This is a genomic window from Methyloterricola oryzae, assembly GCF_000934725.1.
In the GTDB taxonomy this organism is placed as follows: Bacteria; Pseudomonadota; Gammaproteobacteria; order Methylococcales; family Methylococcaceae; genus Methyloterricola; species Methyloterricola oryzae.
Genome location: NZ_JYNS01000005.1, coordinates 219,352 through 240,693 on the forward strand (window position 1 = coordinate 219,352; position 21,342 = coordinate 240,693).

At 60.6% G+C, this 21,342-nt stretch carries 21 protein-coding genes and 1 pseudogene; 21 read left to right on the forward strand and 1 reads right to left on the reverse strand.

Annotated features, from left to right (window positions below):
• Positions 1 to 49: 49 nt before the first annotated feature.
• From EK23_RS09480 to EK23_RS09560, 17 genes and pseudogenes are all read left to right on the forward strand, one after another.
• Positions 50 to 862 (forward strand): PFL_4669 family integrating conjugative element protein, encoded by an 813-nt coding sequence (locus EK23_RS09480; RefSeq protein WP_045225099.1) that lies wholly within the window; start codon positions 50 to 52, stop codon positions 860 to 862.
• Positions 863 to 1,093: 231 nt separating this feature from the next.
• The gene (locus EK23_RS09485) at positions 1,094 to 1,447 is read left to right on the forward strand and encodes a hypothetical protein (protein ID WP_145998616.1); all 354 of its coding nucleotides are present in this window, start codon (positions 1,094 to 1,096) and stop codon (positions 1,445 to 1,447) included.
• 104 nt (positions 1,448 to 1,551) lie between these two features.
• Positions 1,552 to 1,971, forward strand: coding sequence for a single-stranded DNA-binding protein (ssb, locus tag EK23_RS09490; protein WP_045225101.1), 420 nt, complete (start codon positions 1,552 to 1,554; stop codon positions 1,969 to 1,971).
• Between the two features lie 19 nt (positions 1,972 to 1,990).
• Positions 1,991 to 2,716 (forward strand): PH domain-containing protein, encoded by a 726-nt coding sequence (locus tag EK23_RS09495; RefSeq protein ID WP_145998617.1) that lies wholly within the window; start codon positions 1,991 to 1,993, stop codon positions 2,714 to 2,716.
• A 103-nt stretch (positions 2,717 to 2,819) separates the two neighbouring features.
• The gene (locus tag EK23_RS09500; RefSeq protein ID WP_045225103.1) at positions 2,820 to 3,098 is read left to right on the forward strand and encodes a hypothetical protein; all 279 of its coding nucleotides are present in this window, start codon (positions 2,820 to 2,822) and stop codon (positions 3,096 to 3,098) included.
• A gap of 10 nt (positions 3,099 to 3,108) precedes the next feature.
• Positions 3,109 to 4,482 (forward strand): ATP-binding protein, encoded by a 1,374-nt coding sequence (locus EK23_RS09505; protein ID WP_052808074.1) that lies wholly within the window; start codon positions 3,109 to 3,111, stop codon positions 4,480 to 4,482.
• Entirely contained in the window at positions 4,479 to 4,835 is a 357-nt protein-coding gene (locus EK23_RS09510; RefSeq protein WP_045225104.1) for a hypothetical protein, read from the forward strand. The genes EK23_RS09505 and EK23_RS09510 overlap by 4 nt, the downstream gene beginning before the upstream one ends.
• Entirely contained in the window at positions 4,832 to 5,287 is a 456-nt protein-coding gene (locus EK23_RS09515) for a hypothetical protein (protein WP_045225105.1), read from the forward strand. Before EK23_RS09510 ends, EK23_RS09515 begins: the two co-directional genes overlap by 4 nt.
• Positions 5,284 to 6,162, forward strand: coding sequence for a DUF3262 family protein (locus EK23_RS21670; RefSeq protein WP_158002482.1), 879 nt, complete (start codon positions 5,284 to 5,286; stop codon positions 6,160 to 6,162). Before EK23_RS09515 ends, EK23_RS21670 begins: the two co-directional genes overlap by 4 nt.
• Positions 6,163 to 6,505: 343 nt before the next feature.
• Positions 6,506 to 7,222, forward strand: a complete 717-nt coding sequence (locus EK23_RS09525) for a hypothetical protein (RefSeq protein ID WP_045225106.1) — start codon at positions 6,506 to 6,508, stop codon at positions 7,220 to 7,222.
• Positions 7,223 to 7,892: 670 nt separating this feature from the next.
• Positions 7,893 to 8,357 (forward strand): STY4534 family ICE replication protein, encoded by a 465-nt coding sequence (locus EK23_RS09530; RefSeq protein ID WP_045225107.1) that lies wholly within the window; start codon positions 7,893 to 7,895, stop codon positions 8,355 to 8,357.
• Positions 8,358 to 8,542: 185 nt separating this feature from the next.
• A complete protein-coding gene (locus tag EK23_RS09535) occupies positions 8,543 to 9,121 on the forward strand; it encodes a DUF3275 family protein (RefSeq protein WP_045225108.1) in 579 nt (192 codons plus the stop codon).
• A gap of 666 nt (positions 9,122 to 9,787) precedes the next feature.
• Complete coding sequence (locus EK23_RS21675) at positions 9,788 to 10,837, forward strand: DUF6876 family protein (protein ID WP_052808076.1); 1,050 nt, start codon at positions 9,788 to 9,790, stop codon at positions 10,835 to 10,837.
• 401 nt (positions 10,838 to 11,238) lie between these two features.
• On the forward strand, positions 11,239 to 11,721 hold the full coding sequence (locus EK23_RS09545) for a JAB domain-containing protein (protein ID WP_235281975.1): 483 nt from the start codon (positions 11,239 to 11,241) through the stop codon (positions 11,719 to 11,721).
• Between the two features lie 289 nt (positions 11,722 to 12,010).
• Positions 12,011 to 12,838 carry a DUF932 domain-containing protein gene (locus EK23_RS09550; protein ID WP_045225110.1) on the forward strand — a complete coding sequence of 276 codons (828 nt, stop codon included), beginning with the start codon at positions 12,011 to 12,013 and terminating at the stop codon, positions 12,836 to 12,838.
• Positions 12,839 to 13,128: 290 nt separating this feature from the next.
• Positions 13,129 to 14,244: pseudogene (locus EK23_RS09555) on the forward strand (DUF6094 domain-containing protein).
• 677 nt (positions 14,245 to 14,921) lie between these two features.
• The gene (locus EK23_RS09560; protein ID WP_438941139.1) at positions 14,922 to 17,525 is read left to right on the forward strand and encodes an SNF2-related protein; all 2,604 of its coding nucleotides are present in this window, start codon (positions 14,922 to 14,924) and stop codon (positions 17,523 to 17,525) included.
• Between the two features lie 102 nt (positions 17,526 to 17,627).
• Here the strand turns inward: EK23_RS09560 and EK23_RS09565 are convergent, their stop codons facing one another.
• On the reverse strand, positions 17,628 to 18,719 hold the full coding sequence (locus EK23_RS09565; RefSeq protein ID WP_158002483.1) for an RCC1 domain-containing protein: 1,092 nt from the start codon (positions 18,717 to 18,719) through the stop codon (positions 17,628 to 17,630).
• 429 nt (positions 18,720 to 19,148) lie between these two features.
• Here EK23_RS09565 and pilL2 point away from each other — a divergent pair, with 429 nt between their 5' ends.
• Genes pilL2 through EK23_RS09580 form a run of 4 tightly spaced genes read left to right on the forward strand, consistent with a single transcriptional unit; the run spans position 19,149 to position 21,329 of the window.
• The gene (pilL2, locus tag EK23_RS09570; RefSeq protein ID WP_052808077.1) at positions 19,149 to 19,694 is read left to right on the forward strand and encodes a PFGI-1 class ICE element type IV pilus protein PilL2; all 546 of its coding nucleotides are present in this window, start codon (positions 19,149 to 19,151) and stop codon (positions 19,692 to 19,694) included.
• On the forward strand, positions 19,691 to 20,362 hold the full coding sequence (locus EK23_RS09575) for a hypothetical protein (RefSeq protein ID WP_045225112.1): 672 nt from the start codon (positions 19,691 to 19,693) through the stop codon (positions 20,360 to 20,362). Before pilL2 ends, EK23_RS09575 begins: the two co-directional genes overlap by 4 nt.
• A complete protein-coding gene (locus tag EK23_RS23655) occupies positions 20,353 to 20,529 on the forward strand; it encodes a hypothetical protein (protein WP_158002484.1) in 177 nt (58 codons plus the stop codon). Before EK23_RS09575 ends, EK23_RS23655 begins: the two co-directional genes overlap by 10 nt.
• Positions 20,530 to 20,552: 23 nt before the next feature.
• Positions 20,553 to 21,329 (forward strand): TIGR03759 family integrating conjugative element protein, encoded by a 777-nt coding sequence (locus tag EK23_RS09580; RefSeq protein ID WP_158002485.1) that lies wholly within the window; start codon positions 20,553 to 20,555, stop codon positions 21,327 to 21,329.
• Positions 21,330 to 21,342 lie beyond the last annotated feature (13 nt).

The window sequence follows — 21,342 nt, forward strand, 5'->3', positions numbered from 1 at the left end:
TATGCGCACTGTGCGCACTTTGGGGTCGGATTAAAGCTGGAGGCCTGACATGAGCACTGCGGAAGTAAAGGGCGTGTCCCAACATCCGGGAGGCCTGCGCAGTCAGGCCAGCATGGTCATTCAGACGCGGCAGGCGCAACGACTGGTGGAAGGTCGTGAAAAGAATGGTCCAGCCATCATTGGGATGACGGCATTTGGGCGTCGCACGCGCAACTTATGGCTGTCCGCTCAGAATGACGACCCCTACGCGGATTGGTTTCTAATCCGCATCGAAGACGCAATCGAGACCGCACGCGGTTTTATCCAGGAAAAGACAAAGGCCATGCAGCAATTGCTGAAAGTCATGGACGGCGTAAAGATCGAAGTCGCGGTTTCTATGAACCCTGTCGCCATCCCGCTGCAGTTCACAAACCCGTACGGTTACATGGGGGCCTATCTAATCGCGGATTTTGACGAACTGGTACGCTGGGTGCTGACGGCGCGCCACTTCGGCCTGATCGACCGCGACAAGTCCATGGAGATTCTGAATGGCGCCAGCCGCCCGATCCGGCGTGCGTTTCACTGTGTCGCCGAGTGGTATTTCACCAGCATCAACCGCGACGATGTGATCAGGCAGACTGCCGCAGCCAAACACGCGGAGGAGATTATGGGAGCGGTACCGCAGAATGTCCTCGACGGCACGCACCGCGCCCGGTACGCGCCGGACATTCGTAAGCGTAAGGTCTTGGATCCGTTCACTGATTCCCTGGAAAAGCTGGCGATTGCCAAGAGCAGGGCGCCGCGCTCGGTGTTTGCGGTGATGGCCGAGCAAAGGGGGGTCGCGTCTGCGGCGGTAGCTAACGAGCCTGTACCTGACGAGTAGATACGCTCGTGATAACCCCTTTTAAAAGGTAGCCCTTTAAGGGTAAGGGATGCACGCATTGCGTACTGTATCGAAGGGCCCACCCGCACCGCGGATTGCGTTTCTGTAAACGACCCATTCTGGGCGATGCCAAATTCATCCAGAGCGCGTACAGAGCTACCTATTCGGAGGGCTCACACCGGTAAGTCGGCGGCATGGCGAAGGATTAACGCCCTTCAGTTCGAGCTGCAGTTGAACGTCGATGCTATGCATGGCATCGCCTTGGAGTTTAAGCGCGTATTTCTGCCCCCCTGGCCGGCGCATTTGACGGTCCAATGTCAGTCTACCGGTGCCGTGTACCTGCGCTGGCGCCGAGCGGGGCGCCGTGGTGATCAACCTTATGTTTTGTTGGAAGGCCCCATCGGTATCGAGCTTTTACGCGGGATTGATCCGTTGGCGTGCCGGGTATACCTGTGTTTCGCGCGCCGTGCCGTCGATCTTAACCTAGAACACTCTCTGAGATTGAACGAACTGCGCCGACTGGAGCGCTACGTGTCGCAACTGGAGGCCCTGGGGGCACTCAAGCAGGCGCTTGGCTCACCATAAAAATCACTTTTTTCCAATGATTGATTTCCGGTCGACGACGCTTAGTCATTTGTGCTTTTTTAATTCACGGGCGCCAACCGGCGCATTCTGCGGGAGGACGTCAGGTGAGCAATCAGTTTTCGGGTACGGGAAATATTGGGCAGGCACCTGTCCTACGGCAGGTTATGGTTGGCGCGGAATCTCGCTCGGTGGCGGATCTGCGCGTCTATTTTGATCGCCAGGTGCCTCAAGGGGATGGCAAGTTCGGCGACGAAGGTGGCTTCTGGCTGGGGGTGAGTGTCTGGGGGCCGAGGGCGGAAACCGCCATGCGCGTGCTGCGCAAAGGTGCTCGAATCCAAGTAGACGGCCAACTGCGCGAAGAGTGTTGGGACGATGAAGGCGGCAATCCGCGCAGCGTCATTCGTCTCACTGCGCATCGGTTGGCTGTTGATCCGCTGTGCATCGAGTCGGTGACTTATCGCCAGAAAGCCGAGCGGCCGTCGGAAGACAGCGCGGAGGACGACGAGTTAAGCATGGACCCCTAACCGAAGTGCGGTGGCAGGGGTGAAAATCGGTGACACCATCTACAACCTGGATGGCTTGCCATTCTGCCGCGTGGAGTTGGCCCGGCGCATGTGCGAGCTACTGTGCCATGAATCGGGACGCCGCTATGCGATCGAGGACTACCCGGAAGGCGGCTATGTGATCCGCCCATTGCTTGCTTTGGCGGGGGCACAGGGGCTGGGTAACATACCAGATCAGGGACAGTCGAAGGCGCTTCCGGCGCATGCCACACACTCCTATCGACCAGCAGTGGTTCGAGCAAACCTCGGAATGCTTCCGGTCCTGCTGGTCTGCCTGATGCTGCTCGGCCTGTCTGGGCCCCTGAGTTTATGGGGCGTGGCATTTCTGGCAATTCATCCAGAGCGTCCCGGCCAAACGCTGGAATGGATTGTGGCCAGCCTGCGCTTGGCCGGAGGTTTTGGCGTGCTGTCTATCGCGGCACTCTGGAGTATCGAATGGCTGTCGGCTCGCTATACGGTGGCGGGCGCCGGAGTTGAGGCGCGCCGTGGTCTCTTCGCCCGCGAGACGGTAAGCCTGCGCTTTGAGGATATCCGGTCGGTCACCCTCCGTCAGACCGTAGCCCAGAGGCTTCTGGGCATCGGCACATTGGAACTCACTAGCGCCGGTACCGACGGTGTACCTGTGCAGTTCTACGATATTGCTAGCCCGGGTCAGGTTAAGGCGCTTATTGAAGCTCGCATGTCGGGAAAGACTAGCGATGACTGAGGGCCCTAAGTGCCATTATCGGAACTGGTTTCTGAAGATAACTCGTCGGCATGGATTGAGCCTGCGAACCGTGCCGCGACGGGGTTATCGAGCGAGGACAAACATGATCGATGCGAACAAGCGCAGTGAGACGACGAGAGAAGCTCTGCCCCTGCTGGATGTTTTGTCTGAAGTCCTGGAACAGATGCATAGCGGAGCCCTGCCGGCGTACGACGATCCTCGGCCGAGTTATCTGATTGACAAGCTGCGTACCCGCTATGCCAGCGATGAGGAAGTGCAGCGCCTGTGCGCGTGGACCGAAAATCAAATGGGCGCCCTGGGTGAGATGGTGAGTGAGGTCATTGGTTTTCTGCGCGAGGAAGTCAGCACCGGCGCGGGCTGAGTGCCCTCACATGCGCGTGATCTTGGGCGCCAACGCCTACATCAAGCGGACGCGCAACCGCCAGGAGCCTATCTGGTGGGACAGCCGCACGGCCATCAACGCCCACGTCCTCATCATGGGTGGTTCCGGGGCCGGAAAGACCTACACGATTCGTCACTGGATTGAGAGCCTTGCGCGGCACAATCGGGAGCTGCGGATCCATGTGTTCGACGTGCACGGCGACATCGACGGCTTGCCAGCTTGCTCCAGTGTCAAGTTCAGCGAGCAGACGCCCTACGGTTTCAACCCGCTGGCGCTGTCCGCCTGTCGCGATTCAGGTGGCATCCGGCGGCGTATTCAGACGTTCACTGCCGCACTGAACCGCACGTCACGACGCCTTGGTACGCGGCAGGAGGCGGTTCTAAGAGCCGTTCTGACCGATCTGTACCACGCAAACGGATTCTATGCGGACAAGCCGGAAAGCTGGCGACTGGATGATGGCATCGTGCGCAGGTTTCCCAAAAAGTACCCGACACTGCTGGACGCCTCGCGCTTCACCCAGGCCAAACTGAAGGCTTTGCATCTGGGGGCAGACAGCAAGGCTGTGGCTGCGCTGGAACAGGTCAATCGTAAAGCCGCGGCGCTCAACGCCAGGCTCAAGGCTATGGGGCAAATCGATCGTTGCCTTGAGCGCGGCGGCGCTGATGCGCCGGCAAACTCCGATCTTGAGAGGCTCAAGGCACAGGCCATCGAGGCCTACACCGCCTTTGTAAATGCCATTGGCAGTGGCCGCGAGTTGGATGATGGGCTGCGTTACGATTCCCGTGATGTGCTACGTAGCGTTGGTGAGCGCCTCGATAATCTTAATGCCTTGGGGCTATTCAGGCCCAATCCTCCGCCCTTCGACTGTGATGCCGCCGTGTGGCGCTACGATATCAAGGCGATGCGCGAGGATGAGCAGAAGCTGTTCGTGACGTTCCGCTTGGAGGATCTGTTTCAGCAAGCCGTGCAGCGTGGAGTTCAGTCTGACGTGCGGGACTTGGTCGTTCTGGACGAGGCCAAGCGCTTCTTTACGGAGGACACTGACAACCCGCTCAATACGTGGGTCACTGAAGGGCGCAAGTTTGGACTCTCGCTGATCTGTGCCAGCCAGAGCCCCACCCATTTTTCCGAGGACTTTCTGAGCAATGTCGCCACCAAACTCATTCTGGGGATCGATGAAATGTATTGGGACGGTTCGGTACGCAAGTTGAAGATCGACTTGCGCACTCTGCAATACATCGTGCCGCGACGGACGCTGGCTGCGCAGATCAAGACCAGCGGTGAGGTGCGCGCCCGCTTTGTCGGCGTGGATTTGAGCGGCGATACACTATCGGCCAATGTGGCGGTTGGTGGGGACCCATGACGCCCACCGGCTTGCTGTGGAAACTGCGACGCGCCCGTCAGGTGTTGGATCAACTGGAAGCGGGTCTACGTGGCCGGCCAGCCTCGGTAGAGGAGGGGACCGGGCGAGTCACTATCGCCTTCGCCGAAAAGCTGGGGCTGAAGCTGGTGTCCTCCCGCGAGGCAGCCGACTTGGGATATCGGCCCAAGACCCGAGTCTCGCCCATCCTTTACCAGGAGCGTAGCGTCCCGCACGGACGTATGCGCCGGGTCGCACTATTCGAGCTGCGCAGCCAATGTCGGCGGATCGCGGCAGGGGATGTGGGTATGCTATCGGCTGAAACCGATGCGGCTCTGAGTGATGAGGAAGAATGAAGCTCGCACGCCCTTGGCTTCCTTGGGTGCTGCTGAGCGGAGGACTGTTCGCCTCCTCGACACCGGCGGTTCCGCCCCCTATCCCGCTGGACTTTCAGGGGCAATGGACCGATTCAAGAAATGGCTGCGAGAGCCCTCTGCGCTTGGAAGTGGGCGAGCGATCGGTGACCTTGCGGGGCGGTGGCGATAGCCAAGCTCTCACTCGACTGGACCTTTGCTATAGCTGCGAGGGTGGTGCAGGTTATGCGGGACGCTCGGTGTGGCTGATGGCTCTGGACACTGACGGCCGCTCCCAACTGGTGGCGCGCTTCAACACCGGGGAGCGTGAGGGCGTCACTGTTGTGGATCTGCAAGATCCTGCGCTGGCGCAACGCTACCCCCTTAACGGCCTGAACTTGCGCCAATGCCCGGACAGTGTGGTGTTGCCGCACGCGGCGGGCCAGCGGCCGTGAGGCGCCGGACTCTGCCTTGGCTGCTGTTGTGGCTGACTGGCCTTGCGTTAGCCGCCGGCACGTATGGGGACTTTCTGGCAGCACTGGCGCTGCAAGAATCGTCCAGCAACGCGCAATCCCAGAATGCAAGCGGTTACTTGGGACTTTACCAGATGGGCGAAGCGGCCCTTATTGATGCCGGCTATTACCGGCCTGACGGCAGCGCGCTCAACGACTGGCAGGGAAACTGGACTGGCAAGGACGGCGTCAGCAGCCGGTCGGGTTTTCTCGCCAACCCGGACGCCCAGACCAATGCGGTTACCGCCTTTAACAGCGTGCAATGGCGCTACATTCAGGGATTGGGCCTGGACCGCTATGTAGGCCAGACAGTAGGCGGCCTGATGGTGACGGCCTCCGGCCTCCTAGCCGGAGCGCACTTGGTTGGCGTGGGGGGACTTCAGCGCTACCTGATTTCCGGCGGACGTGTGCTGCCGCGCGACGGCAATGGCACGAGCATCGCTAGCTACTTGGCAACGTTTGGCGGCTACGACGTGTCTAGAGTCACGGGTTCCAACGTGTTGGGCGGAACCCGTGATTGGGTCGCAGGCGGCGCCGCTGCGGGTGATGGCCGCAGTGCGGTCGAGGGGGCCGTTGTGGGCCTTCCTGGCACTGATCCTCAAGCGGCGTTCGCCATGGGGGCGGGCGTGAGTCTGGTGGACTTTCGAACTGCCGCGCTGGGAATTTTATCCAACGCGCTGCTGCTTTGGACCGCCTGGGTGGCTGGCGCGCAATACCACGGTTGGCGTCAGGGGCGCCTGAGCCTATTGGATCTGCAAATGCGAGCATTGCGTGCCGCGGTGATAACTGCTGCCGTGCTGTTTATAACCTTGAGCTGACGCAAATTTTCCGAGCGACACCCACGCTCGCCGAGGCGTCCCGTCTCGATAATCCGGGGAATCCCATAGCTGCCGCGAGCCTGCGTTTCCGGCGGGCGTCCAAGGCCAACAGGCCTCGGGCGCAGCAGGCCTTCATTACACATTACCTCTGATGTTTCCCCTGGCAGTGGGTCCCGACTGAACTCGGCGCCCCGCTGCCGTTCATCCCTGAATGTCCCTAGCCGCGCCTGTGTGGAGGAGGTCGTTATGTGTGCTCAGCGTATTGCCATGCTGGATCGAAAATTCAATCAGCCTGACTAGCTCAGGCGTTTAGCGATCGCTTGTATCAAGTTCGGCTTCCGTTATGCATGACGGCAACCGTTGCGGCCATCGTCCGGAGCACCCGCGCTGGTTTGCTCCTCCGGCGCTACACGCCCGGCGGCCTGGCATTCTGGTTAAGCTTGGGGAAAAGCTCAAGGCCTATTATCCCCACCCTGATGTTCTGCCCAGCCTCAATGCCGCAAATGGTTCGTCCCGCCAGCAGCGCAGCGAGCGTCGCGAGGCTTGCGTGCAGCTATTGGGGGCGGTCGTGCATTATCTCGACCTGGTGACTTTGCGGGTTGGAATTCCCGGCGCTGACGGGCTTTTTCAGGGACTCACCCTGGATTTTCTCGCGTCTGTGTCAGGGCTTGGCCTGCGGAGAGCCGAACGTGCGGCGTCCGACCTGGCCCGTGCGGGCATGCTCACGACCCATCCCATTGCGGAGCGCCACGAAGGCGGCTACCGAGGCTTTGCGGCTATCCGTACTCTCCATCCGCGACTGTTTACCGCCCTCGGCCTGGGAGCATGGCTCCGTCACGAGCGCGAAAAGGCCAGCACCCGCCTGCGGAAGAAGCTCCGCAAGCAAGCGGCCAAGGCTCAGGCAAATTTTGGGCTGATGTTCTGTGGGGCATCATGCAAGCCGAAGGCTTCTGAGCCCAAACAGCCTAACAAGACCCAGATGCTGCGCGACCTGATGCTGGCCAACCCTGGCCGCCCCATCGAGGAACTGTTCGAGCTCCTTCGCGGCCCACCGCCCTGACTACCGCGTCTCGGTATTTCCCTATCCCTTGCATAGGCCAGTCGATACCGGCCATTGGCTGGTTTTGCCTTTACCCAGCCTAATCCCCGTCATGGTGCACGACGCCAACTAGAAACGACCCCAGGAGCGCTCGAATCGACATTCAATGACGCCATTCCTAAAGGTCGGCATCCGGATGTGGCGGGGTATCGGCGGTTAAGTGTCGGGGCCCGTTCGTCCGCTGTGGACAACCCACGGAGCAGCGAAGCTTAAGTGCCGGCATTCTGGGCGATAAGTGGCGGCGCTTAATCAAATGCTCTTACAGTACATGCAAAAGCAAATAGGAAACGTCCTGTTGGACTGTGCGGCATCCCTGCCGCACGTTTGGCGCGCTCAAACGCCGCGTGCCTCAGAGGCGGTTTACCCGTAGGCGTTGACAGCGGCGCGGTGTGGTGGTAGGGTCACCCCCGTTGTAACCGTGGCGACTGCGTATTCAGTCGCACCCGTTGCCGCCCGCGCCTGCGCATCGGCGGCCGTCCCTTCGGGGGCGCAGCAGGCTCGTACCGGCCCCTGCCGGTTGCTTCACACCAAGCGCTACGCGCTTTGCTCTACTTACCCATCGGGGACGTCTGTTCCTCATGGGGAGTAACGTCGATTCTCCGTTGGTTTTTTCGTCTTCAGGAGAACGTCCATGACCCACCTTTCCAAATACTTCGATTTGCACATCACCGGCATCGGCTATCTAAGTCGTATTCGCTCGGTGCCAGTACGTCGCGGCCAGCCATTTCTGGCGGTGGATATTTCGGCCCTGCACGGGGCAGCCGACCAAGTGGAATACACTCGATTCGACTGCAAGGTAAGCGGCGAGGACGCCAAGGGCATCGTCGCTAGCCTAGAACAGGCGGTCAGGGAGAACAGCACGGTTCTGATCGGCTTCAAGCTCGGCGATTTGTACGCAGAGACCTTCACCTACGACAAGGGCGAGAAGGCCGGTCAGACAGGTGTCAGTCTCAAGGCTCGTCTGTTGTACGTTGCCTGGGTCAAGATCGATGGCAAGGATTTCTACCGGGCGCCTCTGAAGCAGGAGGAAATTCCGGCTCAGGATTGCCAATCGAACCACGATGGAGGGTGGATTCCCACCAGCGAGGCGGCCTGACCCGCTCACTTCCAACCCAGCTTGGGGCGACGTTTGTCGTCGCCCCAAGCCATTTCCTTTTCGATCAATCAGTCACAATTTGCCAGGCTTAGACTCAGGCTGCTGGCAATTTTACCCCTGCGGGGCAGCATGCCCCATCGTCTTGGGAACTGCTCCTGCTGCATTCACTTTTCAGGAGTAACCCCATGATCAAACTCTCAGGCACGCTATTTATCCGTCAGGTCAATGGCCGCAACGGCGCGTTCTCCGTCGGTCGGCTAGTCACGCCAATTGGCGAGTTCGCCATCAAGGACACGTTGTTGGATCAGTACGATGAGGGCCGCTATGAGGGTGAGTTCGGCATAAGCCGAATTTACCACGGCCACTACGTGGCTGGCGGACGTATGGTGATTGAGGTGCGCGCGACTCTGGAAACCTTGGCGCTGGCTGCCATTGGCGCGTTGCCGATAGCCCAAAGTGGGGACCTGCAGGAGCCTGATCCTTTGGATCAAGAATCATCCAGGCAGGCCGAGGTGTCAGCGTCAGTGGACAGCTGGATGCAGGTAGACCCGCTACCCGAATCCAGCGAGTCGGCTTCGGCCGTTGCTGCGGACGGCGATTTTATCCAGGACGACGCCGATTTGTTCGGTGCTCTGTGGCCGCTGGAGGACACCGTGAAGCTCGATACCACCGTGGACCGTGTTTTGTTCCGACGCCAGAAAGAACGGCTTAAGGTTTTGAACTACCGGTTTCAGCCGGTGGGCCAGACTTGGCAGCGTGACTGACGACGCCGCAGCAGGGTTAACCGCGGAGGCATTTCTCATCCGCACCGGCACGCGATTCCCGCGATCCCTTGCGATCGCGAGGGATCACGGGAAGGTTGTGCAGCAACCCTCTGTGACCTCACCGGCCGTTCGTCGCCGGGAAATGACGAAGCCTTTTGTGCGGAAGCGACCGCGCGCGTTGATGGCAAGACCTCATGCTTCAGTTCAGGTCTCGTGGGGGGAATGATCCTGACGTTCGTACGATGGGAGCGTCGGCATTACCGCGCGATGAAGCGCGTTTATACGAGCCGTTGCACCGCGACACGTTCCGCGGGAGCGGGCGCATGAAGACCCAGGTCCGTGAGACTCGTCTTCCACTTTCAGGTGCCGTTTCGCGGCACCTTTCCCAAGCCATAGTGGCAGGTTTGGGAAAGGTTCCGAGTTCGACCGTCGCGACTGCGGATTAGTCGCCGAGGTCTTCACCTCGCCAAATTGAAGCCCCTCTGCCGGCGCGCGCCTGCGCTTCCGTCGGCCGGTCCTTCGTGACCGCGGCAGGCACGATTCCTGACAATGGCTCCAACCGCTTGCCTAGAGCCGGCAGCATCGGCCATGGCAATTGTTGTTAACCCTGACGGGGTAGGTCCCCTGGCATGGGTGACTGCGCCGTCGTAATTTCGGAGAGCACTCATGACGTTTCATGCAAGCAACTTATTCGAAGTCGACGACATGCAAGGTGTTTACGCGGATGGTTTTGTTACCGACGAAGCGGCGCACCTGCTGTTCGGTTCGTTCTGGGGACGCGATACCGCCATCCAAGGCCTGTTGGCGCGTCTCTCTCTGCCCACGAGCGAAGGCGGCCTCTATCGCCTGAAGTTGGTGGACTGTGACAGCCAGTCGAGCCGTGTACTGGTCATCGGTGATGCCGAGCGGCTGGCCAAGCTCACCGGGCGCATGCCCAAGGCGAACCTGTTTGGCGATGTGGTGCAGCTGTGGTTATACGACAACCAGGTATTGTCGCCGGATCTCGGAGCTCGCCGCGCACTGAGGCTGCTGCCTGCGGAGGTAGATGATTTCAATGCCGCACTGGATGGCACCTTGGCAGGCGTCTCGGTCTGGGACTTGGTCAAGGCAGTTTGTCATTTGCCGCTGCTGGACGCCTGGCGCCAGGATATGTTGGACCTGGCTCAGGCCCAGGGCTGGCTCAAGTTCTACACTGGGGTTGGTGTCAACGCTCTGGCGGTTGACCTGGACAGCGATCAACTGGAAGCACAGATCGAGGAGCGGTTGCTCAGTGGCCGGTTGCCCTTACCCCAGGAACTCGTGGCTGGAGTCCCAAGTGCCGCGCCAGTGCTAATGGAAGCCCAAGGTGGACGACTCTCGTCTGGCCAATTGGAACAGGCGCTGCGCGGTTTCACCGGCACCGAGCATTGGTTCCGCCATGCCTTTGTGAGAGCCATGACCTACACCGACGGAGTCCAGTTTTTCGCCGAGCAGGGCGGGGCGCAGGGAGCCTATTGGTTTCTCGATATCGTCGCGACGGAATACTTCCCCCATCTGCAACGTCATCCGTTTCAGGTTGTCGAGGTGGAGGTTAATGACTCCCGCGCAGCCATTCGGGTCGAAGACGGCAATGGGCAGGCTCTGTTTTCAAGGGACATCGAGTTCACGGACCTGCAAACGGGAAGGTGGAGGTTTTACCTGACCGACAACGTTCTACTGCTGCCGAGCGAGTATTGATCCATCACGAAGTCGGCGGCCGGTGCAATTGTCGAGTCGGACTCTGGGCTGGCCCGATGGCTGTTCGGGGTCGCCGAGCTGAGCTCGGATCTTTCCCCCGCTACGGGGGCTTTTTCGAGCCGTTTACGGACGGCTGGAAAAAGTCTCTAAGGTTCAGTTTCAAACCGTTGCGGCGTGCGGCTCACGTCGCCGAGGCCTCCCGCCTCGACAATTCGGGAGTGACCCTTTGCCAGTGCGTGCCTGCTTCGCCGCTGGAAGCGCTTTCATTTCGGAGGCGCTGTGCAGGCTTTTTCTACTGCGAGCTCTCGGGCTCTTTTCAACTCACCCACCGGGGAAGTCATTCCCCGTGCTGGGGGGGATTTCTCCGGTATTCGTTCATAGCTTGGATGCGGAGATTGACTATGACTGATTTATACGTCCATGATTTGTTAGGCGATTACGTGCCGGCACACGGCGAGCTGATTCTCGCCGAAGCCAGGCGCCGGTTGGCCGCGAAGTACCGCCGGGGCGCCGCGCTCACTGAGCCCGATGCCGTGCGCGAGGCGCTCCAATGGCGCCTGGCGGAGCGGCCTTACGAAGTGTTTGGCTGCCTCTGGTTGGACAATCGACATCGTGTGATCGAATTCGCCGAATTATTCAAAGGCACCATCGATGCGGCAGCAGTCTACCCGCGGGAGGTGGTTAAGGCGGCCTTGGCGCACAACAGCGCAGCTGTCGTGTTCGTTCACAATCATCCTTCAGGCGTCGCCGAGCCCAGCGATGCCGACCGGCTCCTGACAGTCAAGCTCAAGGCCGCTTTGGCCCTCGTGGACGTCAAGACGCTGGACCATTTCGTGGTGGCTGCCGAAGGTAGCTACTCGTTCGCAGAACATGGGCTGTTGTGAATTGAGCCTTGACCTTGGAGATTCTCCCCCGACTCCGGGGGCTTTTTCGAGTACCGCGTGGGGTGCTGGAGAAAGCATCCGGTGTTTTACCGTGGCACTGTGCGGCTCACAGTGCCGAGGCTTCCCGCCTCGCTAATCCAGGGAGACCTTTAGCCGCCGCGCGCTTGCGTTTCCGACGGCCATGCCTTCGGGCATGTTGCAGGCATGATCGACGCAGCCCTTGCCGGGGAGATTCCTCCCCCGAAGGGGCGGAATGTCTCCGGCTTTTTTACTTTGCAGGAGACCTACCATGAATCAATTGGCCACCCGGTTCCGGAGTGACGCGCGCGTCACACGTTCCCATCAATCTTTGACCGACGACGAGATACGGCGCGTAGCGCCATCCATTTACGCCGATACACCCCATTACTCGCGCTCCGCGCGATATGGGTACATTCCCACCAGCCAGGTTCTCCAGGGCCTGCGCCAGGAGGGCTTCCAGCCCTTCATGGCTTGCCAGGCCAGGGCGCGGGGCGATCGTGGGGACTTTACCAAACACATGCTCAGGCTACGCCATGTCTCGCAGATCGATGGCGAGCAAGCCAACGAGATTGTGTTGATCAATAGTCACGATGGCTCCAGTGCCTACCAGATGCTGGCCGGCGTGTTTCGATTCGTTTGCGAGAACGGCATGGTTTGTGGAGAGACCGTGGAAGACCTGCGTATCCCACATCGTGGCGATGTCGCGGGGCGAGTCATCGAGGGTGCCTATCGGATTCTGGATGATTTCGAGAACATCGACCGTTGCCGCGAAGGTATGCAAGGCGTTCAGTTGTCCGATGCCGAAGCCCACTTGCTGGCCCGCTCCGCGTTGACCTTGCGCTTCGAGGACGAATTCCGGGCGCCGGTGGTGCCTGAGCAGGTACTGCAGCCCAAGCGCTTCGCCGATACAGGTCAGGACCTCTGGAGCCGGTTCAACGTGGTTCAGGAGAACCTGGTCCGCGGCGGGTTGCTGGGACGCAACGCCAGTGGACGGATCACCACCACTCGGGCGGTCAACGGCATAGACGGCAACGTCAAGCTCAACCGCGCCTTGTGGATGCTCGCCGATGGTATGCGCAAGCTAAAGGGGGGATGAGCCATGGCTTTGTGTCCCCGTCTGTCAGAGCGAATCGGTCTCGACACGGAGCCGTGACTGGAGTTGAAGTCGCAGCGTCGTCGAGGCCGTGCGCTGGCGGCCGCTGGGTAACACCGTCGGGTTCCACCAATCAGGCTGCAATCAGCAGTGCTGTTCCTATTGCGTCTGCTCTTGATTGCATCAATGCGTTCCGGCCTTTGGGCCGGAACGCTTTTCACCACCCAGGAGGGCCGATTGCCCCGCAGGGGTGTCGTGCCGCCCCACTTTTTTGGAGATTCACCATGGCTTTGATGTTTCAACGTTTGGCGCGCAATTTCGTCAAGGAGGGTTACTTTCCAGCCGACGCTGACACCACCGCACGGATTCTGTCCATGCTGGAGCCGGTGCCGAATGGGACCCTCAGGATCATCGACCCCTGTGCCGGCGAAGGTGTGGCTTTGGCCGAGTGCAAACAGTACCTGGGCCAGGAACGTACTAAGGCTTACGGCGTGGAGTTCGACGAGGAACGCGCTTGGCATGCCAAGGGGCTGCTCGACTGCGTGATCCACGGCGACTTTCAGGACACGATAATCTCCTAGCGCAGCTTTGGCTTGCTCTTCCTCAACCCGCCCTATGGTGACCTGGTGACGGATAAGGCCGTTACAGGCGATGCAGGGAAGGGGCGCCAGAAGCTGGAAAAGCTGTTTTACCAGCGGGGCATCCGCTTGTTGCAGCCTGGGGGTATTCTCGTCCTGATCGTACCCTACACCAGCCTGGACAAGGAGTTCTGCGCTTGGATCGCTAGCCATTGCGAAGCGGTGGTGGTGTATCGGGCGCCCGTGGATACCTACCGCCAGGCGGTGGTGGTCGGCCGACGCAGGGCAGGTATCGCCAATGGCGAGGACACGCGGGATGTCCGGGAGCGGCTGCTGGCGGTCGGCTCTTGCGGGTGCACGGACGTATTGCCGGCGGTCTGGCAAGGTGAGCCGTACGCCGTGCCGGCACTGACAGTGAACGCGCCGGCGCTGCGTTTCAACCTGGTGCGCATGGACGCCGCGCAATTGCGGGAGGAGATTCGCCGTTACCCTTGCCTGTGGCCGCAATTCGAGTTGCATTTCGGGCAGAAGGCAGGTCGTGCGCGGCTACCGCTGAGGGCCTTGTCACGCTGGCATCTGGCGCTGTCGCTGGCGGCAGGGCAGGTGTGTGGCGTGGTGCGTTCCAACGACGGTACTCGGGCCTATCTAATCAAAGGCGACACCTTCAAGCAAAAAAAGGTGGATGTGACCGTGGAACACGCTGAGACCCCGGCGGGACAACGGCGTAGCACCGAGACGCGGGTTGCCACCGACGTCTTCGTGCCCGTGATCCGGGCACTGGACTTGACCCAGGGTAGCCCGAGCTTTGGTAAAGCGCTGGTCATTCAGTAAGTAGGAGGCTCCAGTTGACAGGATTGATTTGCGACCCCATCCGTTCAGGCACAGTGACTCCGGTATGTCGTCGATGCGGCGTCCGGCTGAGCCAGAGCCTCAGCGTCGAGGCCTACAGGGCCGACCGACTGTTTTGGGATGACTGGATCTGCGATGTCTGCAACGGCGGCCGGGCACTGTCGATGTCGCAATGGCGACAGCAACGTGCTGGTGGGCTCGACCGGCCGGGATGGAACCGGATATCCGAACTGGGACGTCTGCTCTAACAACCAAGTTACATTCACGTCCCCCTGCGCACCAGGGGGCTTTTTCGAGGGCCGGCGCGGCGGGCTCTGGAAAAAGCTCATTGCATCCGATGTTGTACGTGGCGACTGCGTTCAGTCGCCGAGGTCTCCGACCTCGCTAAAAAGCGGAGACCCTAAGCCGCCGCGCGCCTGCACCTCCGCCGGCCGGTCCTTCGTGACTGCTGCAGGCACTTTTACTTTACCTGGCGCGAGCGCGTGGTCCCTCCGCGGCATTTCTCTGACGTGAAGGCGGGATCACTGTGTTTTGCTGGGGGCGTTGCGGCGCTTGGGTGGCCTTGCAAGAGGCGACGCGGCAATCTCGTCATTTTCAACCCATAAGGGGCATTTCGGCCCCTCGGGAACGGTGTGCCCTTTTTCTTGAAGGAGTACACCATGAACGAAACTCTAACGGTTGCGCAGGACGTCATCGACGTGCTGCGCTCGGCCACCATTGAAGGACAGCAGTTGATTCTGTCGGGTCAATTGGAACGCGATCTCTACGAGCGAACCGACCGCGTTCTGGAACACATCGGCGGGGCATGGGTGCGTCGGGACCAGGCGCACTGTTTCCCGCATGACGTGGATTTGCCTGAGACAATCGGGCGTATTCTCGAGTCAGCGGAAGCGGAAGCGGAAGCGGAAGCGGAGGCGTATGCGGGCATGAACCAGCCTCGTTGGAGGCCGCAAGACGTCGCAGCCAACGAGGAGACGGAGGCTGCACCAGCACACGTCATTCCACTGGTGCAGTTCGTCGAAGACTTCGGCGACGGGCTGATGCAAGCGGTCTCGCAACAGAACCCGCCGGTGTACGACGGGCGACCGGATCCGGCCCGTGATGCGGTCATGGATGGCCTCAAACGTCAGCCTTTTCCTGCTCAGAGGGAAGTGGTGCAGGCAGTGACCCGGTTGCTGGTGGAGGCCGACGAACAGGCCGCTATCGTGAATGCGGAAATGGGAACCGGGAAGACCATCATGGCGATCGCGGCTGCCGCGGTGTTACATAGGGAAGGCTATCGACGGACGCTGATCATCAGCCCGCCACATCTTGTGTACAAATGGCGCCGAGAGATCCTTGAAACGGTCAGTGATGCAAACGTGTGGGTGCTGAACGGGCCGGATACCTTGCGTCAGTTGCTGAAAATCCGCCGCCTTGGCGCTGAGCCGACTGCCGGCAAAGTACAGGAGTTCTACGTCATCGGCCGGGTGCGCATGCGCATGGGCTTCGATTGGATGCCGGTGGCGCTGAAGCGGAAGCTACATGTTCGGGTTTTCACCGAGGCCAACAACTCCCGCTCGGCGTCGTACTTGCGGACCGACAGCGTGGCTGCATGCCCGCGCTGTGGCACGCCGCTCAAGGACGAGGACGGGGCGTTGCTGAACTGGTCGGCATTCATGGCCACAGCTGGGGACCGGCGCCGGGCGTGTACCGCCGAGTTTGGCAGGCGGTCTTGTGGGGAACGCTTGTGGACGCTCAAGCGTTCGAGCGCAAGTACAAGCCGAGCGGACATCGTCAAGGGCGCACTGTGCCAGCTGCCCACCATCGGTCCCAAGACCGCTGACAAGCTCTTGCGGGCATTTGGCCCTGAGACCCTGGCTGCGATGCTGTCTGACAACCCGTTCGATTTTATCAACCTGATGGATGAGGACGGCGAGTTGGTATTTGAGGACCGCCAGGCTATGCGCATGGAAAAGCGCATGGCGACGCAGGAGTTCGCGTTTGGGCAAGGTGGATATCAACCCACCGAGTACATCAAGCGCTATCTTCCGCAGGGCTTCTTCGACCTGCTGATCGTCGACGAAGGGCATGAGTTCAAGAACGAGGGATCGGCGCAAGGCCAGGCCATGGGGGTCCTGGCGGCCAAGTGCCGCAAGACGATTCTGATGACCGGGACCTTGATGGGAGGCTATGCCGATGATCTGTTCGTCTTGCTTTGGAGGATACTGACACGCCGCCTGCTGGAGGACGGCTACCGGGTCAACGCCCGCGGCAGCCTGGCGCCGGCGGCCATGGCTTTCATGCGCGAGCACGGCGTGCTCAAGGACGTGTTCAAAGAAACCGACGAAGGCAGCCACCGCACCGCGCGTGGCAAAAGACTGACGGTGCATACCAAGAAGGCCCCGGGATTCGGTCCGAAGGGAATCGCTCGCTACGTTCTGCCGTACACCGTGTTCCTTAAGCTCAAGGACATCGGCGGCAATGTGCTGCCATCCTTCGACGAGCGTCTCATTGAAGTCGCTATGAGTGAGGAGCAGGCAGAGTACTACGGCACACTGCGCCGGAATCTGGTGGATGCCTTGAAAGATGCGCTGCGCAAGGGGGACAAGACCTTGTTGGGCGTGGTGCTCAACGCATTGCTGGCATGGCCGGAGTGTTGCTTTCGGATGGAAGCGATCAAGCACCCGCGGACGGGGGCCTTGCTTGCCTCCGCACCGCCGTTGTTTGAGGCGGAGCCGACCCCTAAGGAGCGGGAGTTGATTAAGCTGTGCCGGGAGCAGAAGGCGCGTGGCAGGCGCGTGCTGGCGTACACCATTTACACCGGGACGCGCGATACCACTCTGCGTTTGAGGCTGTTGCTGCAGAAGGAAGGCTTTGCTGTGTCGGTGCTGCGCTCCAGCGTGCCCACAGAGAAGCGCGAGGACTGGATTCTTGATCAGGTGGATCGGGGTGTGGACGTGCTGATCTGCAACCCGGAGCTGGTCAAGACCGGGCTCGACTTGCTGGATTTTCCAGCGATCGTGTTCCTGCAGTCCGGCTTCAACGTCTACACCGTCCAGCAGGCCTCGCGCCGGTCTTGGCGCATTGGGCAGAAGCAGCCGGTTGAGGTGTTCTATCTGGGCTACGCGGAAACGGCACAATCCGATTGTCTGCGGCTGATGGCGAAGAAAATCGCCGTTAGCCAGTCGACCTCCGGAGACACGCCGGAAACCGGCCTGGATGCGCTGAACCAGGAGGAGGACAGCCTCGAGGTGGCCTTGGCCAAGCGGCTAATCCAGTGACTGAACGGATGGGGGCTTCGGCCCCCTTTTTTTCGATTGAGGCAGGGCCATGCCGAGCTATCGCATGAAACGCCGGATTCGCCGGCGACCGGCGCGCGCGTGTCATTTCTGAATTACGGTCCAATTCTCAGCCGAGCCCGTGCTGGCAATGGCCGGATCCCCGAATTGCCCGAAGCTGTTGTCGCCGGCTCCCCATAGGGATCCATCGCTTTCTAGGGCCAGCGCGTGGGAGTCGCCGATGCACAGCGACGTCACTTCGTTCAGGACGGGAACCCAAGCCCAGGTCACCCCGCCGAAGCCGTTGTCGACTTGCTTCCGCAGCGACAGGGTGCCGTCGAAAGCAATGGTGTAGGTGCCGTAGACGCCGGATTGGACGGAAGCCACATTGCTGGCGGTAGGCGTGATCTCGATCGGCTCCTTGCCGCTGCTACTGTCCAATTGATTCAATGCCCCGTCTGAATTCGCGTCAGACATTTGGTACAGCGTGCCATCGCTGCTGACGAGAAAATAGTTGTTCCCGTCACTCGACATGGATACGACGTTGGCGATGGCCGGCATCGGCGTCCAACTGTTCAGCGCCAGCCCTGTGGGCGCATAGGTGATCGACCACACGCTTCCGTCGTATCGGCTGGCAATGGCGCCAATTCCATTGGACGTGAACCGGGTGACCTGGTCCAGGGTCGCCTTCCAGGTGATGCTGTAGGCCATCGAGATGGAGCCTGACACTGGATAGACCAAGTCACCGAGATCACTGACACCTGTGACCCAGAGCGTTCCATCCCTGCCTAGCACGTAGGTGTCGAAACCACCCGCATCCACAGAGGAGGCGGACCGGAACACCTTTTTCCAGGTCCGGCGCTTCTTGTGCTTCTTGTCTGCCTTGCCCTCGCCAGTCTGACCCAGTTCGTTGCTTCCGGTAGTCCACACCGAGCCATTCTTGCGGAGTAGGATCGATGTGCTTCCATCCGTGGCAATGTCAATGACCCGATTCAGCACCCGCTTCCAAGTGGTCTGCACGAATGGAAAGTCCCCGCGCCCATCGCCCAGTTGGCCATCAGTGCGTAATCCAGTGCCAAACAGGGTGCCCCGTGAGGACAGCACAAAACTTGTTTTGCCGGCGCACTCGAGCTGGGACCAGGGTGACGCCTGAGTGCCAGAGGCTGCCATAAGAGCCGCCCAAGCTGCTGTTGCCATGAATCTCCTGCGCGGCTGGATTGCTCCACCCAAGGTCCTGATCCAAGTGCTCATACGTCCCTCACATGTGTCCGTGGATCGACAACGACCGCAGTGTCGCACCCCTGGTGCGGCAAATACCAGTCGAAACCCCAGTAATCCAATACTTGATTTCTGCTTGCAAGTGGATGCGTGCGCGGCTAGAGCCAGTCCCAACAGCGTTTGCCAGCGCCTGCTGCAGGCAGTCGGGTTCGAAAAAAGGGAAAAGGAAAAGGCTGAAATGGGGTGGAAGGGAAGGAGGGATGAACGGAAAAGGGCCTATCCCCAAAGGCTAGGGCGAAAAGGTATCGATAGAAATCACTTTTTCTGAGTAATTGGTTTTTCTTTGATTTTCGCGGCGCCGCTTTGTCACCATGATGCCCGTGCCAATCCATCGCGACCGGTTCCCCCATGCCGTACCCCACTCGTCTGTTAGGCACCGCCTGCATCTCGTTTGTCCTTCTCGCAGGCGGCTGCACGCCTCGTAACCAGAGGCAGGCTTCCGAGCCGGTGCACGCCGGGTTCAGCGTGCCCGGCGTTCTGCAGTTCGAAAGTCGCCTGATGGATACGCCGCAGGAACCGATTGCTATGCAAACCGGGCGCTACAGCTACGTGGCGGCCGTGCCGACCCCAGAGCAGGTCAATCCGTTATTGGTGGTCATCGACGTGCACCTGCCGGCGGGCGTGGACACCATATCCAACGCGGCGGAATACCTGCTTGTCCGCTCGGGTTACCACCTGGCCGATTATCCGTCGCACTCGGCCAAGGCGCGCGGCCTATTCGAGAAGCACATTCCTGATGTCCAGCGGCACCTTGGCCCCATGACGCTTCGGGACGCGCTGCTGACACTGGGCGGCCCAGCTTTCCGCCTGTTGGTGGATCCCGTCAACCGCCTAGTGGCCTATGACGTGAGCCCGAAATTCGAAGCGCCCATTCAAGGAGTCGTCATCCGATGAAAGTCGTAGCGCCTTGTGCGACTGTGCTCGTCCTGTTGTCGACACTTTCAGCCTGCGGCGATAAGGAGCCGGACAAGACTCCCGCGCTGGATGCCGAGATTCAGCCGGTGCCTGCGGCTACTGTGGCGCCTAGTGCATCGCCGGAGACAAGCCCGCAAGTGCTGGCCAGTGAGCCGGCGCCAGAGCGACCTGTCGCCGAACCTCCGGCTGCTCTGCTACAGAACGCGCCAGAGCACGGCGTTATCGCTCCGGCCGATGGCATCGAAAACCAGCAGCTGCAACAGACTATGCTGGCGCAGATCCAGGACGCGTTGACGCAGAACCAGGTGGCCTTGGACGGACTCAACGTCAAATTGGATCAGCTCATTCAACGTCAGGATCGCCCCGCTGCCGCGCCGGCGGCCCGCACCCGAGGGAAGGTCAAGCCAGAGCCTGAAAAATCGTCTGCACCACGGCCGAATGGACCCAAGGTTCCACCTTTCGCAATTGAAGCGGTGGACCTCTGGGGCGGGGATCAGCGCATCGTGATCAACGACGGAAACAGCCGTCGTGATCTCAAGCCGGGAGATAGTTACGCAGGCTGGACTCTGGTGGGTGCCCAAGACGGGCGAGTGACCGTTCGCGGCGAGCAGGGACAGAAGGTGATGCTGGATGTGCAATGGAAGTGATCGTCACGGTCCTGCTGGGTTTGTGGATGGGCCTAGGACTGCCGGTGGTGGAGCGTGGCGAGACGGCGAACTGCCGCCCGCCGGAGGAGGCCCGTATCGTCTACAAGGACCTCACCCGGCCCTATGCCGAGGAGGCCTACTACCCAGTCATGGGGTGCCGACCGTAAGCCGATGGACCAGAGGAGTCTTGGTGGTCTACCTAACATTGGCGCAGATGCAGGCCATCGCGGTTGAAATCGGCGACACCCTGGCGCGCTCGGTTCAGCCCAGGAACAGCCGACCGGCCGAATCCGGGGAACTTCCGACGCTGACTCGCTTTAGCCGGGAACACTGGGGTTTGAGCGAATCCGAGTGGACGCGCTATCTGGGCCTCATGCGCGGAATCCGCGGCAGTATGAGTCCAGCCACGCTCTCGCCCATCGAGGCCTTGGGCATCCACGCCGAGACCGAGGCGGAGCGGCGCGAATACGCCAAGCGCTTCGCCCGAATCATGAAAGAAGACGCCGAGAGGGTACTCGCGTTTCAGCACGCCTACGATACCGCTTGGCAGGAACTGTACCCCGGCATGCCGGTGGTGGATGCCAGCGTGCTCTCGCTTCAGGCCCAGAGTCAGGTGCCGGCCGATCCGGTACTGGCAGCTGGCGACCGCCTTATGTTCTTTACTCGCTTGAAGGAGTGCGCCGAGTGCGAGCGTAATCTGCCGGTGGTACGCCGCGCCGCCGAGAAACAGGGGATCCAGTTGGACTTGTATTTCGTCGATGCCACATCCGACGACGATATCCGGCACTGGGCTGCGCGCTACGCAGGCCAGTTCAACAAGCAGATGGGGAAGGCTGGGCGCATCACCTTTAACCACAATCGCGGCGAACTCGAACGCGCCGCGGGGCCGGCCGCCTCGGTGCCCAAGATCGTCAGAGTGCGGGGCAAGGCGCTGACGGCCATCGAACTCCACCAACTCATGCAGTAGCCAGCGCGGTGGA

Bases quoted from the DNA above. Each gene is read 5' to 3' on its own strand.
- EK23_RS09480 (WP_045225099.1), top strand. From the start codon at position 50: ATGAGCACTGCGGAAGTAAAGGGCGTGTCCCAACATCCGGGAGGCCTG.
- EK23_RS09500 (WP_045225103.1), top strand. From the start codon at position 2,820: ATGATCGATGCGAACAAGCGCAGTGAGACGACGAGAGAAGCTCTGCCC.
- EK23_RS09505 (WP_052808074.1), top strand. From the start codon at position 3,109: ATGCGCGTGATCTTGGGCGCCAACGCCTACATCAAGCGGACGCGCAAC.
- EK23_RS09510 (WP_045225104.1), top strand. From the start codon at position 4,479: ATGACGCCCACCGGCTTGCTGTGGAAACTGCGACGCGCCCGTCAGGTG.
- EK23_RS09515 (WP_045225105.1), top strand. From the start codon at position 4,832: ATGAAGCTCGCACGCCCTTGGCTTCCTTGGGTGCTGCTGAGCGGAGGA.
- EK23_RS09525 (WP_045225106.1), top strand. From the start codon at position 6,506: ATGCATGACGGCAACCGTTGCGGCCATCGTCCGGAGCACCCGCGCTGG.
- EK23_RS09530 (WP_045225107.1), top strand. From the start codon at position 7,893: ATGACCCACCTTTCCAAATACTTCGATTTGCACATCACCGGCATCGGC.
- EK23_RS09535 (WP_045225108.1), top strand. From the start codon at position 8,543: ATGATCAAACTCTCAGGCACGCTATTTATCCGTCAGGTCAATGGCCGC.
- EK23_RS21675 (WP_052808076.1), top strand. From the start codon at position 9,788: ATGACGTTTCATGCAAGCAACTTATTCGAAGTCGACGACATGCAAGGT.
- EK23_RS09545 (WP_235281975.1), top strand. From the start codon at position 11,239: ATGACTGATTTATACGTCCATGATTTGTTAGGCGATTACGTGCCGGCA.
- EK23_RS09550 (WP_045225110.1), top strand. From the start codon at position 12,011: ATGAATCAATTGGCCACCCGGTTCCGGAGTGACGCGCGCGTCACACGT.
- EK23_RS09560 (WP_438941139.1), top strand. From the start codon at position 14,922: ATGAACGAAACTCTAACGGTTGCGCAGGACGTCATCGACGTGCTGCGC.
- EK23_RS09565 (WP_158002483.1), bottom strand. From the start codon at position 18,719: ATGGCAACAGCAGCTTGGGCGGCTCTTATGGCAGCCTCTGGCACTCAG.
- pilL2 (WP_052808077.1), top strand. From the start codon at position 19,149: ATGCCGTACCCCACTCGTCTGTTAGGCACCGCCTGCATCTCGTTTGTC.
- EK23_RS09575 (WP_045225112.1), top strand. From the start codon at position 19,691: ATGAAAGTCGTAGCGCCTTGTGCGACTGTGCTCGTCCTGTTGTCGACA.
- EK23_RS23655 (WP_158002484.1), top strand. From the start codon at position 20,353: ATGGAAGTGATCGTCACGGTCCTGCTGGGTTTGTGGATGGGCCTAGGA.